The sequence below is a fragment of the Deinococcus malanensis genome (assembly GCF_014647655.1).
GTDB lineage: Bacteria > Deinococcota > Deinococci > Deinococcales > Deinococcaceae > Deinococcus > Deinococcus malanensis.
On record NZ_BMPP01000026.1, the window covers coordinates 1 to 22,300 of the forward strand.

19 protein-coding genes are annotated in these 22,300 nt (G+C 63.5%); 9 read left to right on the plus strand and 10 right to left on the minus strand.

All coding sequences use genetic code 11. The features are described 5' to 3' along the window. From IEY49_RS19190 to IEY49_RS19210, 5 genes are all read right to left on the minus strand, one after another. On the minus strand, nt 1-1,142 hold a 1,142-nt coding region (locus IEY49_RS19190; RefSeq protein WP_189011730.1), incomplete at its 3' end, for a PAS domain-containing protein. An 800-nt stretch (nt 1,143-1,942) separates the two neighbouring features. After that, entirely contained in the window at nt 1,943-2,773 is an 831-nt protein-coding gene (locus IEY49_RS19195) for an alpha/beta fold hydrolase (RefSeq protein ID WP_189011732.1), read from the minus strand. Beyond that, complete coding sequence (locus IEY49_RS19200; RefSeq protein ID WP_189011734.1) at nt 2,760-5,513, minus strand: PAS domain S-box protein; 2,754 nt, start codon at nt 5,511-5,513, stop codon at nt 2,760-2,762. The genes IEY49_RS19195 and IEY49_RS19200 overlap by 14 nt, the downstream gene beginning before the upstream one ends. 406 nt (nt 5,514-5,919) lie before the next feature. Then, entirely contained in the window at nt 5,920-7,311 is a 1,392-nt protein-coding gene (locus IEY49_RS19205) for a diguanylate cyclase (protein WP_189011736.1), read from the minus strand. A gap of 2 nt (nt 7,312-7,313) precedes the next feature. Beyond that, complete coding sequence (locus IEY49_RS19210; protein ID WP_189011738.1) at nt 7,314-7,454, minus strand: hypothetical protein; 141 nt, start codon at nt 7,452-7,454, stop codon at nt 7,314-7,316. Between the two features lie 606 nt (nt 7,455-8,060). Between IEY49_RS19210 and IEY49_RS19215 the strand changes: the two genes are divergently transcribed. From IEY49_RS19215 to IEY49_RS19225, 3 genes are all read left to right on the plus strand, one after another. Beyond that, on the plus strand, nt 8,061-8,726 hold the full coding sequence (locus tag IEY49_RS19215; RefSeq protein WP_189011740.1) for a response regulator transcription factor: 666 nt from the start codon (nt 8,061-8,063) through the stop codon (nt 8,724-8,726). Nucleotides 8,727-9,028: 302 nt separating this feature from the next. Further along, a complete protein-coding gene (locus IEY49_RS19220; protein ID WP_189011742.1) occupies nt 9,029-10,075 on the plus strand; it encodes a hypothetical protein in 1,047 nt (348 codons plus the stop codon). Between the two features lie 567 nt (nt 10,076-10,642). Further along, a complete protein-coding gene (locus tag IEY49_RS19225; protein ID WP_189011744.1) occupies nt 10,643-10,891 on the plus strand; it encodes a hypothetical protein in 249 nt (82 codons plus the stop codon). Here IEY49_RS19225 and IEY49_RS19230 read toward each other — a convergent pair. Together IEY49_RS19230 and IEY49_RS19235 are read right to left on the minus strand one after the other, a co-directional pair. Further along, entirely contained in the window at nt 10,873-11,169 is a 297-nt protein-coding gene (locus IEY49_RS19230) for a hypothetical protein (protein ID WP_189011746.1), read from the minus strand. The two genes, IEY49_RS19225 and IEY49_RS19230, sit on opposite strands and share 19 nt — an antisense overlap. Next, nucleotides 11,135-11,305, minus strand: coding sequence for a helix-turn-helix domain-containing protein (locus IEY49_RS19235; RefSeq protein ID WP_189011748.1), 171 nt, complete (start codon nt 11,303-11,305; stop codon nt 11,135-11,137). Before IEY49_RS19235 ends, IEY49_RS19230 begins: the two co-directional genes overlap by 35 nt. 479 nt (nt 11,306-11,784) lie before the next feature. Between IEY49_RS19235 and IEY49_RS19240 the strand changes: the two genes are divergently transcribed. The 5 genes from IEY49_RS19240 to IEY49_RS19260 all read left to right on the plus strand — a co-directional run bounded on the left by IEY49_RS19240 (nt 11,785) and on the right by IEY49_RS19260 (nt 17,394). After that, a complete protein-coding gene (locus IEY49_RS19240) occupies nt 11,785-12,639 on the plus strand; it encodes a MurR/RpiR family transcriptional regulator (RefSeq protein ID WP_189011750.1) in 855 nt (284 codons plus the stop codon). A gap of 30 nt (nt 12,640-12,669) precedes the next feature. After that, nucleotides 12,670-13,920, plus strand: a complete 1,251-nt coding sequence (locus IEY49_RS19245; protein WP_189011752.1) for an ABC transporter substrate-binding protein — start codon at nt 12,670-12,672, stop codon at nt 13,918-13,920. 120 nt (nt 13,921-14,040) lie between these two features. Beyond that, nucleotides 14,041-14,946, plus strand: coding sequence for a carbohydrate ABC transporter permease (locus tag IEY49_RS19250; RefSeq protein WP_189011754.1), 906 nt, complete (start codon nt 14,041-14,043; stop codon nt 14,944-14,946). Beyond that, the gene (locus IEY49_RS19255) at nt 14,943-15,824 is read left to right on the plus strand and encodes a carbohydrate ABC transporter permease (protein ID WP_189011756.1); all 882 of its coding nucleotides are present in this window, start codon (nt 14,943-14,945) and stop codon (nt 15,822-15,824) included. The genes IEY49_RS19250 and IEY49_RS19255 overlap by 4 nt, the downstream gene beginning before the upstream one ends. A gap of 76 nt (nt 15,825-15,900) precedes the next feature. Next, the gene (locus tag IEY49_RS19260; RefSeq protein ID WP_189011758.1) at nt 15,901-17,394 is read left to right on the plus strand and encodes a glycoside hydrolase family 3 N-terminal domain-containing protein; all 1,494 of its coding nucleotides are present in this window, start codon (nt 15,901-15,903) and stop codon (nt 17,392-17,394) included. 194 nt (nt 17,395-17,588) lie between these two features. On the opposite strand, the gene IEY49_RS19265 is transcribed toward IEY49_RS19260, so the two are convergent. Together IEY49_RS19265 and IEY49_RS19270 are read right to left on the minus strand one after the other, a co-directional pair. After that, nucleotides 17,589-18,608 (minus strand): LacI family DNA-binding transcriptional regulator, encoded by a 1,020-nt coding sequence (locus IEY49_RS19265; protein ID WP_189011760.1) that lies wholly within the window; start codon nt 18,606-18,608, stop codon nt 17,589-17,591. A 342-nt stretch (nt 18,609-18,950) separates the two neighbouring features. Further along, complete coding sequence (locus tag IEY49_RS19270; protein ID WP_189011761.1) at nt 18,951-19,319, minus strand: hypothetical protein; 369 nt, start codon at nt 19,317-19,319, stop codon at nt 18,951-18,953. Between IEY49_RS19270 and IEY49_RS19275 the strand changes: the two genes are divergently transcribed. Beyond that, on the plus strand, nt 19,318-19,506 hold the full coding sequence (locus tag IEY49_RS19275; RefSeq protein WP_189011763.1) for a hypothetical protein: 189 nt from the start codon (nt 19,318-19,320) through the stop codon (nt 19,504-19,506). The genes IEY49_RS19270 and IEY49_RS19275 overlap by 2 nt on opposite strands. Before the next feature lie 42 nt (nt 19,507-19,548). On the opposite strand, the gene IEY49_RS19280 is transcribed toward IEY49_RS19275, so the two are convergent. After that, nucleotides 19,549-22,251: a PAS domain S-box protein gene (locus tag IEY49_RS19280; protein ID WP_189011765.1), complete on the minus strand. Its 2,703-nt coding sequence runs from the start codon at nt 22,249-22,251 to the stop codon at nt 19,549-19,551. Nucleotides 22,252-22,300: the final 49 nt, after the last annotated feature.

Consider the following 22,300-nt stretch of genomic DNA (forward strand, 5'->3'; position numbering starts at 1 on the left):
CGTTCCTCGCTTTCTTCCATGGCCCGCCGGGCACGGTTCTCATTGGTCATGTCCTGGACCAGGCTGATCACGCACGGATCGCCTGCAATCTCAATCGGAACGAACGAAACGAAGCAGTCGTAAATCTGTCCTGATTTGCCGCGCAGGCTCACGGTCTGCTTCCGCGCCGCGTTTCCGCTGGCCACCTCTCGCAGGGCGTTCAGGCGCTCCGTGTCATCGACCCACAGGTTCAGCTCGGACGCTGGTTGACCGATGAGCTCGTCCCGGATGTACCCGGTGAGGTCCTCGAAGGCCGGGTTGACATCCAGGAAGACCCGGTCGCTCAGGCGGGTCAGGGCCACAGGCATGGGGCTGGCCGCGAAGATCCTGGAGACGCGCTGTTCACTTCTCTGGAGGGCGACCTGCGCCTGATGATGTTCAGTGACGTCACGGGTAATCACGGAGACGCCGTCCTCCGCGGGGTAGGTGGTGACTTCAACCCATTTCTGAATTTCGCTCGAGAATGCGGTTTCCCGTTGTGGGGATGAGGCGTCCCTGGCGCGGAGGATGCTTTGACCGAGTGGGGTGAGCGGAGCCGTAGGAAATACGTCTATGAGCCGGTGCCCGACAAGATCTGTGGGCGTCCGTCCAGCGATCGCGGCGCCAGATCCGTTCACGTACGTAATAACGCCGTCCTGGTCCAGCGACGTGACCCCATCCGTCACCCGGTCGAGCGTGGAGGAAAGCACCCTGGCACTCTGCGCGGCACTCTGTCTGGCTTCTTCACGGGTCGTCACATCATTCTGGAACCCGAGGTAGTGTGTCACCTGACCTGCGGTATTCCTGACGGGACTCAAGGTGAGCTCATTATGGAAGAGGGTGCCGTCCCGGCGATAGTTGCGCAGGACCACGGTGACGCTCTGTCCATGCCTGATCGCTTTTCGAATCTCCGCGACTTCAGGTTGCTGAGGTTCAGCGCCTTGCAGGAAGCGACAGTTCCGACCCAGGATTTCAGCCGGACCGAAGCCGGTCAGCCGTTCGAACGCCGGGTTGGCGTACACGATCGGGTGATCCCCCTCAAGGGCGTCGGTGACCACGACACCCACCACACACGCGTGCAGGGCGTCGGTCAGGAGGGACGAAGGAAGTGCCGATGGCGCCATGGGGGATCTCCTTCAGGTCGGGATCGTGGGAAGGGTAATTCGTGTCTGGCGCGGGCGTCGCCCCGCAGTCCCGACCTCGGTTCGGGGGTGCTGAACACCAGGCTCCGGCTCTGGAGATGATGGTCCAGACTACCCTCTGAGCGCCCGGGTCGGCTGTGGGGCACAGGGCTATGAATAGTCGTTCTGTGACACCGCCTTATCGCTGTCATTCTGGACTCTGGTGGTGACGCCATTCCTTCGCCCAGTTCGGGGGACCTTTCACTACCGTGAAGGTGCCAGGGGCGGTGGAGCGGTCCGGCTGGCGACTCACGTCGCGCAATGACATCACTCCCTGTTGCACTCCGAAGATGACATCGGCAGGTGGCCCGCAGATTGCAGCCATGCATCCGGTAGGGGTGGGATGATCCGTACGGTGCGTGGGTACGGGTCGCGCTCCTGATCCCCGGCAGGAGGAATGGCTGCTAGCGTCGCGGGCGCGCTGCCCTATGGAATCAAGAGCGGCAGCACCACTGGCCTCCCTGCCGTCCATGTAAGCGCCGCTTGAACCTGGAGCCCGCCCAACAGCAGTCCTCGTGTGAGCAGGTCAGGCAGAGGCAAGTCAGGAGCCGCGCGGTCGCTTCTGAGGGGCTGCCGCGTCGGCAAGGCTTTTGGTTCACGGTGAGCGAGGCTGCCTATCGGGTTCGTACTTGCGCCGGGCGATGTATCGCTCCACGGCAGCAACGCTGACCTTCAAGGGTGTGCACCGATGGGCTGAATCCCACAGGCATGGTGTGCCGGACGGTCAGGAGCGGCGTCCCTTCTCAGGCGAGCGCGAGGTCAGCTACTGGCGAACGATCCAGAAACCGTTTGAGCACGGTGGTGAAGGCGTCCGGCTCCGTGAAGTTGGGAATGTGTCCCACCCCCGGCAGGAAAGTGAGTTCTGCATCTGGAAGGTGCTGTGCCAGGTAGTGCGCGACGCTGGTCGGGACCGCGCTGTCGGCCCGGGTCTGCGTCACCAGCACCGGGTGCCGGGCTTGCTCCAGCAGGTCACGGTAATCGGACTCGAAGATGGCCCGCGCCACCACACCCGCCACTTCCGGCCGCACGCCCCGAACCCGCTGTGCAACCTCCTGGAGCACCAGGGACACCGGCTGGTTGAGCAGCATGCCGGTCAGGGCGTCCTGCCAGCCCTGCCGCCCATCCACCAGGTTGTAGAACCCGTCGACGTCGGCCCGTTCGAAGCCACCGTGGTATTTCGGATCGTTCAGGTAGCGTGGGCTGGCGCCAATGAACACCAGCGCGTCGAACCGGTCCGGACGCTCCAACGAGGCCAGCAGCCCAACCATCGCACTCATGGAGGCCCCCAGCAGGGTGATATTTTTCAGGTTCAGGTCGTCGATCAGGCGGACCATATCTGCCGCGTACCCTTCAAGCCGGTGGTGACGGTCGGCCTGCCACAATGCGGGGTCCGCCTGGCCAAATCCGGCCAGATCGTAGGTCACGATCCGGTGGGTGTCCCCAAAAGCCGCAACCTGGTGCCGGAAGATGCCCTGGTGCGAGCAGAACCCGTGCGCACACAGCAGGGTACGTGCCCCGGAGCCGGAGATCGTGGCGTGGGACTGTTGGGCAAACATAGAGTCACTGTGGGTCATGGGGATCCTCCTGGACAGGAAACTGCTCCCGGGTTGTCAGTTGTACAAACGTATCGACCACCTGAGCGTCAAGGAGAATCCCTGCTTCTTTTCGAAGCTGCGCTGCGGCTTCCTCATGCGTCCAGGCTTTCTTGTAGGGCCGCTCACTGGTCAGGGCGTCGTAGACGTCCACCACCGCGAACACCCGCGCGGCCAGTGGAATGTCCGCGCCTGCCAGTCCCTTGGGATAGCCACTCCCATTCCAGCGCTCCTGGTGGTACAGCACGACTTCCAGGGTGGTTGCGGGCAGTGAAGGGATATGGTGCAGCATCTCGTACCCGATGCCGGGGTGACGCTTGATGACCTCCCACTCTTCAGCGTCAAGCTTGCCGGGCTTGAGCAGGATGGCGTCAGGAATGGCGACCTTGCCGGTGTCGTGCAGGAACGCACCCCAGCGCAGGGCGTCCAGGTCATCTCCGGAGAAGCCCAGCGCCTGGCCGAGTTGCTCGGTCAGGGCCACCACGCGGTCAGTGTGACCCTTGGTCTCGTAATCGCGGTACTCCAGCGCCAGGCCCAGCGCCCGCAGGGTCTCCTCACGGGACTCCTTGAGTTCGTCGAGGTGGGCGCTGCGCTCCACGGCGCGGCTGGCCTGTTCACTCACGCTGGTCAGAAGGCGGCGGGTGTCCGCGTCAATCTCAACGCGTTCGTTCGTGCCGAAGGTCATGAAGCCACGCAGCACACCGCGCGCGACCACGGGCAGCACTGCCAGCGACGTCCAGACCGGCCGGGGCAGCGGTTCTGGCGGAGTGAACAAGGCTTGATCCTGCCCCGCGAAGTACGCCTGGTGCCGCCGCAGTGCTTTTCCGATGTCACCGGTGCGGTGGACCTGCTCCAGAGGGGCAACCCAGGCGAGCATCTCACCTGATTCCTGCCCAGCCTGCAACGGTTCAATCAGGGTGTCGCCGTTGATCGGGAAATAGAAACCGTACCGGAAGGGCGTCAGGTCCAGGCAGCGCTCCAGGGCGGTGTGAATGTGCTGCTCGACGCCCTCCTGCGCCGCGAACTCGGCTGTCAGGTTCACCAGGTGCTGGAAGCGGCACAGCTGAAGGTGCAGGGCGTCCTCCGCTTCTTTGCGTGACGTGACGTCCCGGGTGGCGACATGCACTTCTACGAGTACCCCGGTCTCATCGGTTACCCTCCGGAGGGTGCTTTCCACCCACAGGTAGGTTCCATCCGGGCGCCGCATCCGGTGCGCGGGAATGGGCGTGTGGGCAGTCCAGGCGGCTTCGACCATTGGCTGATCCTCTGGGTGCAGCAGCTCTTTTACCCCATAGGTGCCCAGTTCCTCCGGCGTGTACCCCAGCATGTTGTTGGCAGCAGGTGACACGTACAGACAGACACCGCCAGCACTGAAAATGCGGATCAGCGTATCGGACTGCTCCCCGAACAGTTGCAGTCGGCGCTCGCTCGTCCGGCGCGCCTCTTCGGCCTCCATGCGGCTGGTGACGTCACGCGTATTAATGACCACACCGCACAGATCCGGGTCATGAATGGCATTGGTGCCGGTGGATTCCAGCCATACCCAATGACCCGCCTTGTGCTGAAAGCGGTAGGAGACTAGGCGTGGTAGAGGACTGCGCACCGCCTCGCCGAACTCCCGCAACACGCGGTCGCGGTCTTCCGGGTGAATGCCTTCGAACACGGTGTGTCCGAGGCGTTCCTCGGGCGTGTAGCCCACCATTCGTGTCAGGGCGGGACTGATGAATTTCGTTGTTCCATCCAGCGCGATGACGGACACCACGTCGGAACTGTAGTCCGCGAGCTTACGGTAGAGCCGCTCTTGCTGCTGGAGTCGTGCGTTCAGGTCACCGCGCTCCAGGGCCAACGCACACTGGGCCGCGACGCTGCGCAGGTGCTGGCGTTCGGTTTCACTGAGGGCCCGTTCCTCCCGGAAGGAAAGCGTGATCGCTCCGATGACCTGTCCGTTGCTCTTGAGTGTCAGCACGGCATGGCTGCCGGTATCCGGGGCGTGGGCGTGTTGCAGGTGTGGGTACAGAACGTGCCAGTCCTCCCTGGTCAGGAAGAGATCGTGACCTTGCCGCAGGGCGTCTGCGGCGGGGACAGGCGAGTCCAGGGGAAAGCGCCGCCAGGGACGCTCGATGCGCTCGGGGTACCCGGCGGTTCCCAGGACGTTCACATGCTGAGCGTCGTCGTCCAGCCGCACGACGCCTCCAGCGATGGCCCCCATGGCGTCGAGTCCTTGCAGGAGAATGACCTGCACAACCTGGTCAGTGGTGCTCGTGCTGGCGAGGGCCATACTCAGTCCTTCCAGCGCCCGGGCACGCTTCTCGGCCTGGATCTCGACGGTGACATCCCGCGCCTGCACCAGGATGCCGCGCACGTTGGGGTTGTCCAGCAGGTTGACGGCGGTGCCTTTCATCCAGCGCCAGCTGCCGTTGGCATGCCGCACGCGGTACGGGCACAGCGTCAGTGTCATTCCCGGCTCGGAATGATGCACTTGCCGGACAATTCGTTCACGATCATCCGGGTGGAGGTAGTCCAGGTTGACGTGGTGGTGCTGGGGCGTGGGGTTGCGGTCGCAACCGAGATGATGGTGAGCGGAGGGACTCTGATACAGGATCTGTCCACGCTGATCGAGCACAGTAATGATGTCGGCGCTGTGTTCGATCAAGACCTGAAAAGAGCTTTCGTTGTTGTGCAAGGCACTGAGCGTAAAAGGAGTTGTGCGAAATTCGGTCATAAGGGCCTCGCCAGATTCGGTTCTGCATGAACCTAACATGGACTAACATCGGCTAAAGGCCATCACACCTCACTTACAGCTTGATGTTGCAAGTGCTCCTTTCCTTACAATGAAGGGAAGCACCAGTTATCTCAGGAAGTTGCGGGCCGGGTGGAGACCCGGGCTCACACTCTGTCCAGCCCAGAACGCCGCCAGAACGACATCGTGGAGACCACGGGTGGCGCCGTGAGACCAGCGTCACAGCGCATAACCAAGGATTGCCTACAGAATTTCGGGCCCTCGTGGGCGACGTACGAATCTGCTCAGGGAAGCGGGCTGGCGCAGACGACGTGGTAGCCGTGAAGGTGTCACCCACTGAAGGCTTGCGCTTGTGCGGGCATCGAGACGTTTTCAGGCTCGGCGACCGTCACCGGCGCCCCTCCTTCTGAGCCCGGTGACTCTGTTTCTCACAGTACATGCGCTCGTCACTCAAGCGCAGGAGCTCCGCAGCTGAGCGCGCTTCTGCCGGGAACGCCGCGATCCCCACACTGACATCCGCCCCAGGAAAGCCCGCCTGTCTCACTTCATCCACGGCCACCCTCACCCGCTGCCGCACGGCCTCAAAGCCTCCTGTTCCGGTGTGACTCAGAACGGCGACAAACTCATCACCACCAAATCGGTACAGCTGATCTTCGCGCCGCCACCCCACACGCATCTTCCTGGCGAACGTCCGCAGGAAATCATCCCCGCGGGCGTGACCTTCACGGTCGTTGATGGCTTTAAGGCCGTCCAGGTCGAACGTCACGATGCTGACGGCGTAAGCGTGCCTGGAAGCGCTGTTCAGGGCGGCTTCGAGGGCGGCGTCAAACGCCCGGCGGTTCCCCAACCCGGTGAGACCGTCCGTCAATGCGGCAGCCGCCAGCAGCTCCATACTTTCCCGCCGTTCCAAGGCAACACCGATGCTCCGGGCACCCGCCTCCACTACCCGGCGCTCATGGCTCGTCCAGCGCTCCTTTCCCTGACGCAGGTAGGAGAGGACATACACTTTCCCGTTGACCTCTAGGGGAAGGTGCGCGAGGCTTCTGACTCCGGCCTTCTTATAGAGGCTCAGGACGCGCGGGTTAGTCGCGGCATCTTCGATATACAGAGGACGGCGTTCATCCAGCGCCTGCCACACGAAGACCGGTGAGCGGGGGACGCCCGCCCGCCGGTACTCAAGAAAATCCGCGCCTCCTTTCCCGTGAGCGTGCTGAAGAAAAAGATGGTCTTCCCGGGCCTGCCACAGCAGTAAGGCATCAATACCCACCGCGCTCTTGAGCAGGGCGCAGGAGTCACGCATAACGTCTTCGACCAGACGCGACTGTTCAAGCGTCACGGACAGGGTGAACAGGGTCTCGGCCTCCTGCCGGGCCTGATCCACTTCGCACATCAGCCGCGCTCGTTCTATGGCGTAGCGCAATGAACGTTCCAGCGCGACCGGACTGAGTTCACTTTTGACCAGGTAATCGGCCGCGCCCAGGCGCATGGCGGCCAGATCCACCTGATGATTGTCGACTCCTGTCACAAGAATTGCTGGTGAGGTACATCCGGATGCGCTGAGCAGGTTCAGAATATCCAGCCCACTCTGGGCACCCAGGTGGTAATCCACCAGATATACATCGTGGCACTGAGCGCGTATGAGTTGTGCTGCCGCCGCCGCGCTGCCAGCCCAGTCTGCCTGACAGGACCAGCCCTGAACCTGCTGAAGCAGATCTTCGGTCAGGATGAAATCGTTCTCCTCATCGTCAACGACAAGCACACGCAGTACCTGAGGGGTCAAGTTCAGGCCTCCTGATCCAGCAGGGACACGATCTGTGGCCAGGGCCGAGTGTGATCCCTGATCACGTCCACCCGGGCACGAGGCCCGCTCTCCTCATGCCGGTCGGCCGTGAAACGTCCTGTGTCGGACAGGATTCCAAGCATGCCTGGCCAGCATAGTGTGAAATGTTGAGAACTCGGAACCACTGGAACTCCTTGAACGTGTGCCTTCTGTACGGGTGAATCCTCCCGATGATTTCCCCGGACTCGCACCCGGTGGGGCCCTCAGACCGGATGAATTAAATTCAGTTTAGAAACCACACCCTTGCAAAACCTGCACAATGCGTCACTCTGAAGGTGGCGCAGTCGCCTTCGTGCATCAGTCACCCTCCGGACTGCGCCGCTGACCCTCGGGCCCCCGTTCATTTCGTTTTTTGAGGCAGGGGGTTGCCCTATCATCGCCGCTAGCCGTATGGACCCGCTGACCGGACATTACGGACCCGCAACTGGTGATGCTGTCCGTCCTCGTGGCCATCCTGGCCTGCTACACCACCCTCAGCGTCGTGGGGCGCTTCGAGGCGCGTGCCTCCCATCCGTTCACGCCGCCCGTGCTCCTGAGTGCCCTGATCATGGGTCTGGGCTCCCACGAAGCTCTGACCCTGGCACGCTGGGACATGCTGAGTGTCGCGTGGACCTTCCGGTGGGGGACACACTCCGCTTGCCACTGGAACCAGCACTCGTGGGATAAAGACGTACACGCTGAGGGAGCACATGCAGCAGACCATTCTGGTGATCGAAGACGATCCCGACACCACCCGGATCCTGAGCTCTGAACTGAAGGACGCCGGATTCCGGGTGCTGACTGCCCCGAATGCGGTCTCCGGCCTCATCTGCGCGCGCTCCGAACCGCTCGACCTGGTCATCCTGGATCTCGGCCTGCCAGATATGCACGGCTCGGAAGTCGCCCGGCGTCTACGGCGGACAGGTCAGGTGCCGATCGTGGTTCTGACAGCCATGGACACGCTGGAGACCAAGGTCGCGTTGTTCGAGGCTGGGGCGTCGGACTACCTCACCAAGCCGTTTACGCCGAAGGAACTGCTGGCCCGGGTACGTGTTCAACTCCGTAAACAGGAGCCTGCTGGAGAGGTCAGGGTTGGCGCGCTCAAGCTGCTCCTTCACCAGCGGTTGTGTTTGTATGGTGGCCATGAAGTGCGGCTGTCGCCGAAGGAGTTTGAACTCCTGGCCCTGCTGGCGGAAGTTCCGGGGCGAGTGTACAGCCGGGAGGTGATCGTCTCGGAGGTGTGGCCGGAGGGGGCGGGGAGCAATGTCGTGGAGGTGCACCTGGCGAACCTGCGAACCAAGCTGCGTCAGGCGGGAGCGCCAGAACTGGTGAGGACAGCTCGGGGGGTCGGGTACGCGCTGCGCGATCCCGGGTGACGTCCCTGCCGGATGTTCCATTCTTATACCTGCTGAACCTCACCTATCCACCCCCCTCCCTCCTCTCCCCTTCCCGCTGCAGCACAAGCCCAGGCAGAATGCCAGAAACACCACATCAGGATCGATAAGGAACTGCGGCCGGGGTTCTGGAGAGTGGGGGTCCCGCCATCTGGCCACTGCTGACGACAACTGCAAGGAGCTCACCGACGTTCAACGGCTACAGAACACTGGCCTGCGCTGAGCAATCCAGGAAGTACCTCTAGGTACAGCGCCCGCTGGCGACCGACTATGATGGCCTCTTGATGCCGAGCCGTCCCGTTCCCGCGCCCTCCCGCGCCGAGCACTTCCGCCAGTTGAAGAAGGTGTTCAGCCCGCTGAGTCCACGCTTTGTGGCGGACGAACTGGGGTGCACCCTCGAGCAGGCCACCGTGATGCTGTACGGGTCAGCGGCCAGGATGTACTGCTGGGTGCGCCTGAGTGACCTCGCCAGCCTTTCCGGCGTGGCCCAAGCCGAGGTCGAGAGTTGGGTGCGGCGTCATCACCTGCCGTGCTTGACCATCGGACCGCGCAGGCTCCCGACCACCCTCCTGATTCACGTGTTGGATGGCCAGCAGTTCCTGCAGGGGTCGCCATTCTCTGGGGCGGACTGGACGTATCTGGCGCGCTTTCGGGCGCCGATCGTTAAGCGGGTTCCCAAAGCAAACCATGACCCGGAAGTGGACTGGCGGCTGGCGCAGGGCGCGGTATGGCCGGTGACCGCGGAACGCCTGGCGGAGGCGGTGTACGGCACACGCAGCGCGGCAGCCTTGGGGCAGATCCGCCGACTGGTCCGTCTCTGGGAGGCGCAGGGGCGAATCGTGTGTTTTGCGCGGGGGTCGTATGACCGGGTGCGGCCGGACATCGTCCTGGATCCATCCGTGTTTGGCCGGAGTGTCTTGCCCAAAGCGGAGATTCAGACCTTGAAGGACCATCATCCGGAGGTGCAGCACTGGCCTTCCCGGGCGCTGGCGGCGGCGTGGCGGGGGTACAGCCGGCTGTACGGGGCTCCACGGCTACCGGTGCTGGCCCGGCGCGAGCCTACTCTGCTGGAGTACCTGCTGGTGCGTCAATTGAATCCAGACTCTGAAGTGCTTGGGTTGGACGCGCAGTATGAGACGTGGTGCCAGGACGCGGCCCTCTACCGCCTGATCCCGGCGCCCTCGGAGGACCGGCCGCTGGTGACGGTGGAGAACATCGAGTCGGGGCGCATTGACTTTCAGGCACTGGCGAAGGCAACGCGGGAGGGGTTGCAGCTCAGGTTTGAGCAGCGCGGGGCGGGGCGCGTGGCGCAGGTGAAGGGCTCAACGTAAGCGCGAGCACCGTCGTGTGGCTTGTCCAGGCTCCACTCCTGCATGTTCTCGTGGCAGGTCAGGGAATGACCCCCTGGAGGTGCTTGAGGGGGGTCATGGGTTCAGGGGGTGGATGTTGTTGAGGGCGGAGGTGGCCGGACCGAGTTGCCCCAGAGGCCGACAGCACCCGCCTGGGCCATTCCTGCACTCAGTGTCAGCGTGGCGATTAAAGCGCACAGCGTCTTTTTCATCATGTCTCCCGGAAATGGATCCTGTGCAGCGTACACCATCAGCACACGGGGCACGTTATGAAATCAGCCAGGGCGCGCACATTCAGCAGCGCCCGTCTTAGGTTCGCATGGTTCACGCACTCATCCTGACAGCAGCGTGGGTTATGTGCGGGAGCATCCCGTACCAGGCTCTTATGGCGAAACCGGTCCTCAAGGGGAAGCGGTGTCGGGCACGACGTTGCCGACGTCCTCACCACCGCAGTAGCTAAAGGTGCCATCAGAATCAGTAGGGTAAGACGACACGATTCTACGGACCCCGGCCAATTCGCGAATCCGAACCGATATCACGCCCTGATGGATGACGCGTGTTCGTGGCGGGGGCTTGCGGTCATTATCAGATGACGCCCTGCTGGTGCTGCTGGCGTGGCCGTTCCGCCTGGGAATCGGCGCAGTCGCGTTACTCGTTCTGAGCCGCCGGTCAGCGTACTGGAACATGACCTGGGCAGACGAAAGCAACACGGCCGGTAACATCCTGCCCGAACTGACCGTTGGAGGCGTGAACGTCGGCCGCCTGCTGATCGAACTGTCCTACCGGGTACAGGTGTGAACGTCGGTGAGGACGGCCAGTTGCGTGACCAGGGCCTCGTATGCCAGGGCCGGGTGGGGGGGTGAGCCAGGGTGCGAAGGTTCGTTCCACCCACGCACGGTGGCCGCGGCGCCCGGCATCGAGCAGGGGGAGAGGGCCGGGTAGCGGGGTTCCTGTGCCAGAATCCGCAGGACCCGGTGACCTTCGCGTCCGTAGTGGTCGAGAAGGTTGTTCAGGGCGCCGGTGAGCTGGCCAACGGGCGCTTCATCGCGCTGGTGGGCGACCCTGCTGGTGGGCATGCTGGCCGGCCGCGCTAATCAGCTGTTCTTTGGATTCGAAGTGCCGGAGGACGGTCTGCACGGTGACACCGGCCCGGGACGCAACCTGGTCGAGGGTGATCTGGTCGAGCCAGCGTTCGGCTGCGAGGGTCAGCATGGCCTCCAGGATCAGCTCGCGGGTGCGGGCTGCGATCCCGGCTTGCGCGGTTCCTCGGTACGACCGCCTGGGTTTGGGGGGTCAGACCCTCACAGTCGACCCACTCGCCCTCGCCACCTGGGACACGGCTGCGCGCGAATGATGGATTGCCTGTGGAGCGCACCGCGTAATTGGTGGCGCCGGTCAATCAGTACCGAGGCACTAGATAATCGAGTAATGCGCCTCCTTTGATGAAAACCAACTGCGTGACCCACAGGACCTCAGTCTGGCCGGGGGAGTCGTGCGGCTGATCTGGACCCTTTGAGTGAGATTGGATATGACGCTTGCCAACAGGTGACGGGACCAGGGTGCGCTGCGTTGCGGGACCGGCACTTTCGCTGCCGCCTATGAAAAATTTTCACAGCTTTGGCCCGCTTGACAGAAATTAATTTTTAGAAGTACGATTGCTTTACCGGTAAACCTGCCTCTGAGGAGACTTAGTGTCACAGGTCGCGTCACGTTTCCCTGCTGCCAGCGGTGCGGTCATTCGCATCCGGCAACAAGCCACCAACCTTTCTCCCACACTGCAGCGTGTCGCTGCGTATGTCAGCGGGCATACCGAATCGGTCATGCATATGACCATTACCGAGCTGGCCACCGCAGCCCTGGTCAGTGAAGCTACCGTCACCCGTCTGTGCCGCAAACTCGGATTTGCCGGATTTCACGCTTTCAAGATTGCGCTGGCCTCGGACGTGGCCGGTCGTGACACCCAGCACCCCGACGAGACTGGTCTCGATCCTGGCGTTCATCTCATGCGTCAGACCTGCCTCACCCTTGAAAATACGCTTCAGCTGTCCAATCCAAGAGCGCTCACCCAGGTGGCCCTGGCCATTGACCGGGCTCCGCGCGTCGACCTCACAGGACAGGGGAACAGCGGTCTGGTCGCACAGTACTTCTCACACCGCCTGATGCGCCTGGGCATCACCGCCGTCGCCCACACCGACCCGCACATTGCCGCGGTCAGCATCAGCACCATCCCCAGCGACGGCGTCGTCATCGGCATCTCCAGCAGTGGCAGCACCATCGACACGGTGCAGCACCTCCGCCTGGCCCGCGCACAGGGTCATTACACGGTCGCACTCACCCACCGGGCCAGCAGCCCTGTAACCCGGTACGCCGACACAGTCCTGTTCACCGCAGCTCAGGAGGATCCCATCACCGATTCCGTGCTGGCGACCCTCAGCAGCCAGACCCTGATGCTCGAGTTCCTGTACACCGCCCTGCTGAGCCGCCGTCCGGAAGCCCAAACGATGCTGCGCGTGACCGCCGAGTCAGTCGTCGACAAAAAGTACTGAGCCCCCCGATGGAGCTTACAAGGAGCCCTCATGAACAGAATGCGTCTGCTCGCCCTCGGTTTCGCTCTCGCCACCGGAGCCGCGTGCGCTCAACCGGTGGAGTTGCAGCTGTGGACCTGGTACCTCAGTCCCAAGTTCGACACGTACGTCAAGGAGACCGTCGCGGCTTTCGAGAAGGCCAACCCCGGCATCAAGGTGCGCTGGTTCGATAAGCAGGACTCCATGGTCCAGGACTTTATCGCCAGCGTAAACCTCGGCAATGCGCCTGACGTTGTCAACCTCAACATCGATGAAACCCAGAAGGCCGCGCAGAACGGCTTCCTGCGCGCTGCGAGCGACCTGACGGGTACCTCGACCCTGAACGCCACGTTCTATCCGCAGAGCCTGAGGAATTTCACGACCGGCGGCAAGGTCTACGGGTACCCGTGGTACGGCTGGCTCAACGAGGGCGTGCTGCTGTACAACCCTGACCTCATGAAAAAAGCCGGGCTGACCCGCGCTCCCCGGTCCATGAGCGAGATGCTGTCCTACGCCAAGACCATCAAGGACAAGACCGGCGCGTACGGCTGGGTGCCGGCCCTGAAAGACCCGAACACCGCGTCGTTCCTGGGGTACTTCTACAGCGAGGGGCTCCCGATCTACAACGCCAGCGGCCGCGCGGTCTTCAACTCCCCGGCGCACGCCGCCCTGCTCCAGCAGTACGTCAACCTCTTCAAGGGCGGTTACATTCCCGAAGACGCCGTCCGCCGTGAAGCCTTCCAAATTGCCACGGAACTGTACACCCAGAACCGGGTGGCCATGATCGTCGGCGGCCCTCAGGCCCTTACCCGCATCAAGGACACCAACCCCACGCTGTACAGCAAAACCGTCGTCACTGAAGCTCCGCTGGGAAAAGCCGGGGTACAGACTGGCGGCAGCATGAGCCTGGTGGTGCCCGCCGCCAGCAAACACCCTAAAGAAGCCGCCCGCCTGGCCGCGTTCATGACCAACAACCTTAACCAGCTGGCCTTCGCCAAGGTGGTGCCGGTGGTGCCCACCACCCGCGCCGCGCAGACCGCCGCGCAGTTCAAGAAGGGAGGCACCGACGCCATTCAGGAAGCCACTGCCCTCGTCGGCGCGTCGGGCCGTTTCATCAACCCCGGTTACAAGGCACCCGGCAACAGTGACGACCTGTACAAGAACTTCAACGACAACATCGAAGCGGCCATGATGGGCAAGAAGGCGCCTCAGAAGGCACTAAATGACGCTGTCGCGTACTGGAACGCCAACATGAAGAAATGACGCCGGCCGGGCGTGGCGCCCCCGGGACCGCCGGCCCTGTGGCCCGCCCCTCGACCTGGGGTGGGCCACTGGCCTCGACCGCATTTCACACGCTGCATCCAGCCTTTGGAGGTTCCCCGTATGCGTTTTTCCTGGCGGGACACCCTGATGTCCTACGCGTTCCTGGCTCCGGCCCTGCTGCTGCTGCTCGCCTTTACCTTCTATCCCCTGGCGTACGGCACCTACCTGAGCTTCACCGAGTACACCGGCGCCCGGTTCGCACGGGGCCTGGAGCCCAGATGGGTGGGCCTGCAGAACTTCAGGACCCTGCTCGCGGACCCGCTGTTCCTCACGTCCCTGGGCAACAGCCTGAAATACCTGCTGGTGGTCCCGGCCCTGCAACTCGCCTCCCTGGCAGTCGCCGTGCTCGTCAACCGCCAGCTGCCAGGCATCACCCTCTACCGTGCGGCCTACTACATTCCGGTGGTGACCAGCGTGTCCCTGGCTGCGGTGATGTGGGAATGGGTCTACCACCGGGAAGGTACTCTCAACTGGGCGCTGACGGCCCTGCACCTGCTGCCCCGCGAAGGCACCTTCGGCTGGCTGAACAATGAAAGCACCGCCTTTTTTGCGGTCATGCTGGTGACGTTCTGGCGAGGATTCGGTTATTACATGGTGCTATACCTGGCTGGACTGCAGGGGATTCCTGCTGAACTCGACGAAGCCGCTCGGCTCGACGGCGCGAGCCCCTGGCAGCGGTTCTGGCGGGTCACGGTTCCCCTGATGAAACCCACCATCCTGCTGTGCACCCTGCTGTCGACCATCTCCGCGCTGAGGGTGCTCGAAGAGGTGCTGGTGCTGACCGGTGGCGGACCCCTGAACTCCACCTACACCGCCCTGATGTACGTGTATGCCAAAGCCTTCCAGGGATTCAATTTTGATTACGGTTTGGCCAGTGCCGCCGGCCTCGTGGTCGCGCTCGTCGCCCTGGCACTGTCCATGTTAAATCTCCGGCTGCTGCGGCCAGCTGCTGGGGACGACACGTGAGCGCCGTGACAGCCTCACGGGTCCGCGCGCGCCCGCAGGCACGCCGGTCCACCCGGAAAGCCTTGAATACGGGCCTGCGGTACCTCCTGCTGAGCGTGGTGCTGCTGTTCGCGATTTTTCCTTTTCTGTGGACCCTGGCTATCGCCCTGACCGACAAGACTGCCGGCACCAGCATCTATGCCTTTCCGAGCAGTCTCTTTCCCCGCCAGGTGACCCTGAATAATTTCGGGGAGGTGTACCGGTCGTTCGGCCTGGGCCGCTACCTGTGGAACAGCGTCTCCATCACGCTCATGACCGTGACCGGAACGCTGATCATCTCCGCACTGGCCGCCTACCCGCTGGCGCGCTTCCGCTTCCCGGGCCGGAACCTGGTGTTCTGCGTGATCGTGCTGACCCTGGTGCTTCCAGGCGAAACCACCTTCCTGGCGAACACTCTGACCCTGCAGAAACTCCATCTGCTCGGAACCCACCTCGGTGTGGTGGTCCCGACCATCGCTGGCGCCTTTGGCATCTTCCTGATGCGACAGGCTTTCCTGTCCGTGCCGACCGCTCTGCTCGAGGCCGCGCGGATTGACGGCGCGGGTGAGCTGACCATCCTGACTCGGATCATGCTGCCCCTCACCCGCCCGAGCCTCGCGGCCCTGGGCATATTCACACTGGTGACAAGCTGGAATGCCTACTTCTGGCCGATGCTGGTGCTCTCGTCCACTCCAGAGAAAGCGCCGCTAAGTGTGGCCGTACTGAAACTCAAAGGGCAGTTCAGCTACGATCCGTTCAATATTGCCGCCGGGTCACTCATCATGATGCTGCCGGTGCTGCTGGTCTTCCTGCTCGCCCAGCGCCACTTCATGCAGGGCATGGAAGGCGCGGTCAAGTGAAGCGGCCGACCACATCTCCGGCCCAGAAAGAATCGCCGTGCCCCCTGTCTCACAGCGTTCCCGTCAGGGATGTCCTGTGAAGGCTGCGCGAACGCTGATCGTCGACCTTCCCGGCCCTGACCTCACGCCAGACCAGGGGCAGTTCCTCCACAAGCATGGCTTCGGCGGCGTGTGCCTGTTCGCCCGGAATTTCAGCACGCCCGCACGAACGGCGCGGCTGGTGCGGGATATCCGTGACGCGCTGGGCGATGCGGCCCTGATCGCCACGGATCAGGAAGGAGGCGCGGTGCTCAGGCGCCTGGACGTCCCACACCCTCCTGCGCCCATGGGCCTGGGCGCCCTGCGCGATCCGGCGGCGGCCCGTGAAGCAGGTGCCGTCGCCGCGCGGGGGCTACTGGACCTGGGCATTAACTGGAACTTTGCGCCCAGCCTGGATGTCCACGTCAACCCCCTGAACCCGGTGATCGGGGAACGGGCGTTCGCCAGTGATCCTCATCTGGTGGCCGAACTGGGCGTGGCCTGGGCCCAGGGCAGCGAAGCCGCCGGGGTGATGAGCGCTGTCAAACATTTTCCCGGCCATGGGGATACGCACCTGGACAGTCACCTCGACCTTCCGGTGGTGCGCAAGTCCCGTGATGCCCTGGAGGCCTGTGAGTGGTTGCCTTTCCGCGTGGCGGTGCGGGCTGGGGTGGGGAGTGTCATGACAGCACATATTGTGTATCCGGCGCTGGACCCGTGGGCGCCCGCGACCGTCTCTCCTGCCGTGCTGACCGGCCTGCTGCGCCAGGCGTGGGGGTATGACGGCGTGGTGGTCACCGATGCAATGGACATGCGGGCTGTGTCGGACCTCTACCCGGGCGGGTCCGGGGCGCCGCTGGCTCTTGCAGCCGGCGCGGACGCCGTGCTGGTGTGTGGCCATGGAACGCGATCGACCCATGCCGATCACGTTGCGGCCCTTGACCAGGCGCTGTCGAACGGAACACTCGAGGAAGAGCGGCTGGAGGAGGCCGCACGCCGGCTGACGAACGCCGCAGCACGGTTTCCAGGCACTCCGCGGCCATACACATCCGCGCAACGGGCCGCCGACCAGGCCCGGGTCGGCGACTGGGCCCGTCAGTCCGTCACCCGGATCGGTCCTGTGCCCAGGCTGGAGGCCAACTCGGAGGTCGTGCTGCTGGCCCCGGAACATCCAGACATTGGTGGACCGTACGGGGATAGCCTGCGGGGCGAAGCGCTCGCGCGAGCCCTGCGCACGAACTTCCCGCGCCTCCGCTATGCATGCCACGGCACCCAGGATATTCAGGCAGCCCTGGCCCTGCTGGACGCGTGTCCGGACGCCCTTATAATTCTGGCGACCACCACCCGGTGGTCCCCTACCCCCGCTCAGGTGGAACTCGCTGGCCTGCTGGCATCCCGCGGTGGGATCCACCTTTCGTTGTGGAATCCCGAACACGTCCCCGCACTTGGGCTTCCCGCCCTGATCACCTTTGGCTTCAGGCCAGATCACCTGAACGCGGCGGCTCACGCCCTGATGACAGGAGAGGCACCGGGCCAGCTCCCCGTAGCGTGATCACCTCGGGCTTCCTGAAGTGTAAGGCGGCCTGCTGGCGTGTTGGGTTGTGGCTCACCTGGAGGTCTGTGCCTGACCGTCGGTCTGCCACGGTGCACGAGTTTCCTCTCACTGGCTCATGATGTCGCCATGGCCGTGCTTTCGTTAAGTTTTCAGCCCATGCGTGAGGATGGTGGCGGACAAGGCCGTCAGGATCAGCTGCTCGCGCTCTGCGTCCGACCAGGAGGAGCAGTGGAGCCACGGACGATCAGGGTGGCGGGGAAACAGATATGCATCTCGGTCCGTTCCTCCCCCCGGATCAGGTCGATCAGGAGCTGGGCAGCGGTGGTGCCCATCTCTTCGAGGGGCTGGCGGATGGTGGTGAGCGGAGGATCCATCACCGACGCCGCGTGGATGTCGTCGAAGCCGACAATCGAGACGTTTCGCGGAACGTTCAGGCCAAGTGCGGTGGCGGCCCGCACCGCCCCGATCGCAGATCGGTCGTTGGCGGCGAAGATCGCGGTGGGAGGCTCAGGCAGGGTCAGCAGGGTGCGGGCCGCCCGCTCACCGAGTTCCTCGCTGAACTCACCATCCTGAACGTAAGCCTCCGGTGCAGGAAGACCTGCAGCCAGCAGGGCTGCGTGGTAGCCTGCCTGCCGGTCTACGGCGTCGCGAAGTACGTCGCGCATGCCGGCAATATGGCCAATTCGGGTGTGGCCCAGATCTATGAGGTGCTGTGTGGCCAGTGCACCACCAGTGTGGTTGTCCACCTGTACAGTCCGGTGGCCGTGGGCCCCGAGGGTGACGACAGGAATGGCGTTCCCAAAAATGTGGTGCTCGTCGGCCGAAGGAATGACCAGCAGGACACCATCAGCCAGTGTGCGCAGCAGGGTGGCTCGTTCGCGTTCCAGCGTAACGTTATTGGCGGTGGTAAAAATCGCAAGATTCAGGCCGGCGGCTTCAGCGGTCACGCTGGCACCGTGCAGGATCTCGGTGGCAAAGGGAAGGTTGATGTGAGGAGTCAGCACGCCGATCAGGTTGCTTCGGCGGCCACTCAGGGCGCGGGCCGCAGGATTGACGACATAGCCGGTAGCATTGATGGCCCGCTGCACGCGTTCCCGGGTTGCATCGGACATGCCGGGTTTGTTGTTAATGACGTTGGAGACAGTCATTTTGGAAACACCCGCACTGCGGGCCACGTCTGCCAGGGTCACGGCGACAAAGGGTTCAGACACTGAAGCCTCAATTCCCGAAGAGGGAGGGTATTGGGTTGATTTGCCGGTGGAGCACCAGTGGAAAATTGTACCGATCGCGCACGAACCCACCGCTGTGCGTCCTCCCCCGCACTGCTTTGGGTCTCAGCAGCACCAGAGAAAGGTCAGCAGTGGACTTGAGTAGCATGTTCGCATGCCGAGCCCTGACGCAGGGGAAGGCGGTCTTCAGCCCGCCCCGGGGCAGGGCCTTATCCTAGTCCGCCCCGGATGCACCTGCACTTCCGCTCTCAGGGGGAGTCCATTGGGATTGACTTCACGCGGGGCTGCACGCCGCCTCTCCAGTTCTTCGCGGCAGCGGAGCACTTACGTCGGGCGGACCTGCTGAGTGCCCTCCTGATGGAGCTGGAGCAGGTCACGCCCACGCACCGGCTGCTGACGGTCGGGATCGCTGAAGAAATGCATGACCTGTACCACGTGGACCTGCAGGACGACATCGCGCGCGAGCACGGGATTGAGAAGAACTTGCTGCCCCAGGACGAGTACGAGCAGGCCTTGAAGGAACTGGGCGTCCCCGTGTTCGAGGATGGGATGGACGACGCTTCGGTAACCCGCCCCGTCCCGTGGCCCTTGTACCGGCCTGACGGGTGTTCCCCTGACCTCTTGCGGCAGGCGCAGGGCAATCGTGGCTGCCGCACGGGCAGCGTGCATGCCGTTCGAGCAGCGGCCGGCCATGCCGTTCTTCTACCCGCGCGTTCTTCTTACCGCGCACAACCGCCTGAAGGGACTGCACGACGAACTCGCACAGGCCGCGGGGGATCACGTCACCCGCCGGGAAACACGCGCCCTGCAATGGGAAATCGAGGTCAACCGTGGACAAACGTCGTACATTCACCGGTTGTCCAGGGTCGGCGGGTCGTGATTCTGCATGTCGTTGCCCAACACACAAAAGTAGCGGGGGTTTTTACCCGGCTGGCGCTTCGCTGCGCGTGCGCCGCGGAAAGCTGACGCTGAAGGTGCTGCCTTCGCCGATGCTGGTCTGCACGCTGATTTCACCACCAAAGTGACCAGTCACAATGTCGCGGATGATCGACAGCCCCAGCCCGGTGCCTTTGCCGACGTCTTTGGTGGTAAACATCGGGTCGAAGATCCTGGGCAGCACTTCGGGGGGGATGCCGGTGCCGGTGTCCTGCACCTGCAGCACCGGATGCCCGAGCTGCTCAAAGAGACGCACCGTGACCGTGCCGCCCTGCTTTCCGGTGCCTTCGCAGGCGTGAATGGCGTTGACCACCAGGTTGGTGACCACTTGGGTAAATCTGCCGGGTTCACCGCGCAGCACCACCAATTGCTCCGGCGCCTCAAGGACCAGTTCCACGTTCGCGGCGCGGGCCTGGTGGGTCAGCATGGTCAAGGTGCCCTCAGCGCCGCGGCCTGCGTCAAAGTCCTTCACGCCAGTGACGGTGTCACGGGTGTGCTCGCGCATGCGGCGGATAAATTCACCGATGCGGGTGGCGGTCTTGGCGCCTTCGCTCAGGGTGGAGATCAGTTCGCCGGCAATCTCGCGGTGGTCGTCGTCGGTCACCGACGCCTCGCCGATAGACGCCTGGTATTCTCGGGCCAGCCGTTCGGCTTCGTGCAGGTAGTTCATTGTTGCGGCCAGAGGCGTGTTGATCTCATGGGCCAGGCCGGCGGTGAGGCGGCCCAGGCTGGCGAGCTTTTCAGACGACAGCAGCCGCTCCTGGCTGGACCGGAGTTCTGCTTCAGCCTTCTTGCGCGCAGTCATGTCGCGCTCAATGCTCAGTACCACGCGCTTGTCACCCACCTTCAGCAGCGCGAGGTTGATGTCGACCGGGTAGAGCGAACCGTCCTTGCGCTGGTGCACCGACTCGAAACGCATCACCGACTGGGCTTCGAGGCTGGCGCGGAATTCGGCGTCGCCGCTGGCCAGGATTGCCCCGCGCGGCTCGTCAGGCAGGGTGGCATAAGTGCTCATGCCGATCATCTCCTCGCGGGTGTAGCCGTTCATCTGGGCGGCGACTTTATTGCATTGCACGATCGGCATCTCCTCAGTGTCGAAGTCGGTCAGCATAATCGCGTCTGGAGAGTGCTCGAACAGCGCCTCAAAGGTCCGTCGGCTCTCCTCAAGCGCCATCTCGGCTTCGAGTCGCTCGGTCACGTCACGCGAATTGAGCACGATGCCGCCCACGTGCGAGTCGTCGATGCGGTTCGTCGCCACCCACTCCTGCCAGCGGTAGCTGCCTGAGGCAGTCATCACGCGGTGGGTGCAGCGCGAAGTGGTTCCCGGCCCACCAAAAACCACCTCAGCAAAGTCGCGCCTGGTTTCCTCGTGCTCGTCAGGGTGGATGAATTCCAGGATGTTGCGTCCCTCGGGCTGGGTGACGCCCAGCGCGCTGTCTACCGATTCGCTGGCATAAGTGATGTAGCCCCGGCGGTTAATCACGAACAGCAGGTCACCGCTGTTATGGACCAGGGCCCGGAAGCGGTTCTCCCTGGCCTGCAGGGCCTCTTCAGCCTTCTGGCGCTCGGTGACGTCGCGCGAGTTCATCACGATGCCGCGCACGCTGGGGTCGTGGTAGCGGTTGGTCGCCGCCCACTCCAGCCAGATGTACTCGCCGTCGCCCCGTCGGAAGCGGCTGGTTCTGCGTACACTCGTCCCGGGTCCTCCGATCACCACCTGCGTGAAGGCCTCGCGGATCTGCTCATGCTCGTCGGGATGCATGTAGCTCAGCACGTTGTGCCCGATCACCTCGTCGGCCTGGTGCCGCAAGATCGGCTCCATCGAAGGACTGACGTAGGTCAGGAATCCGCCTCGGTTGGCGATGGTGATCACGTCCGAACTGTTCTGCACCAGTGCCTGGAATCTCGCCTCGGTGGCGGCCTTGGCGCGCTCGCTGGCCTTGCGGTCGGTGATGTCCTGGGCCATTACCAGCAGGGTCTCCTGGCCGTCAATATCCAGGTACTCGGCGCTTATCAGCACATCGCGCTGCTCCCCGGTCGAGCGGCGCTGGTGCAGCGTCTCGAAGTCGCGCACGGTGCGGTCTTCTTTAAGCCGACGCACCAGCTCAGCGCGGTCATCGGCACTGACCCAGGGGTTGAAGTCGTCCTCCTCGCCCATGAAGATGGCGCGCGGGCAGTTGATGATGCGCAGGAAAGCGTCGTTGGTCTCCAGCACCCGCGAGGTCCTGATGTCCGACAGGACCATGCCAACGGGGCTCGATTCAATAATCCGGCTGAAGCGCGCCCGGGCTGCGAGGAGCTCAGTTTGGGCGTTCTTTTCGGCGGTAATGTCGAGCATCACGCCGCCGAGCTTGACCATCACGCCGCCCTGGAATACCGGCGTGATCAGGTCGCGCAGCCACATGGTCTGGCCGTCGGCACGGGTCATGCGGTATTCGAGCTGGTATGGCTGCGCGCGGCCCATCAGCGCCTCGCCCTCGGCCACGATGCGCGTCCGGTCGTCCGGGTGAATGTGGGTCTCCCAGAAGCCCGGTGAGCGCCACTGCTCGGGTGTGTAACCCAGCAGCGACGTGATGCGGTCAGATACAAAGGTGTTGACCCGGGTGACAGGGTCAGCTTCCCAAACGATGCCGTTGATCAGCTGGACCAGCTCAAGATGCTGGATTTGGGGGGTCTCGTTGGCGGTCATCAGGCACCTTCTGGGGGAGTCAGGCGGGAGGGGAGGGGCCACAGGGCGG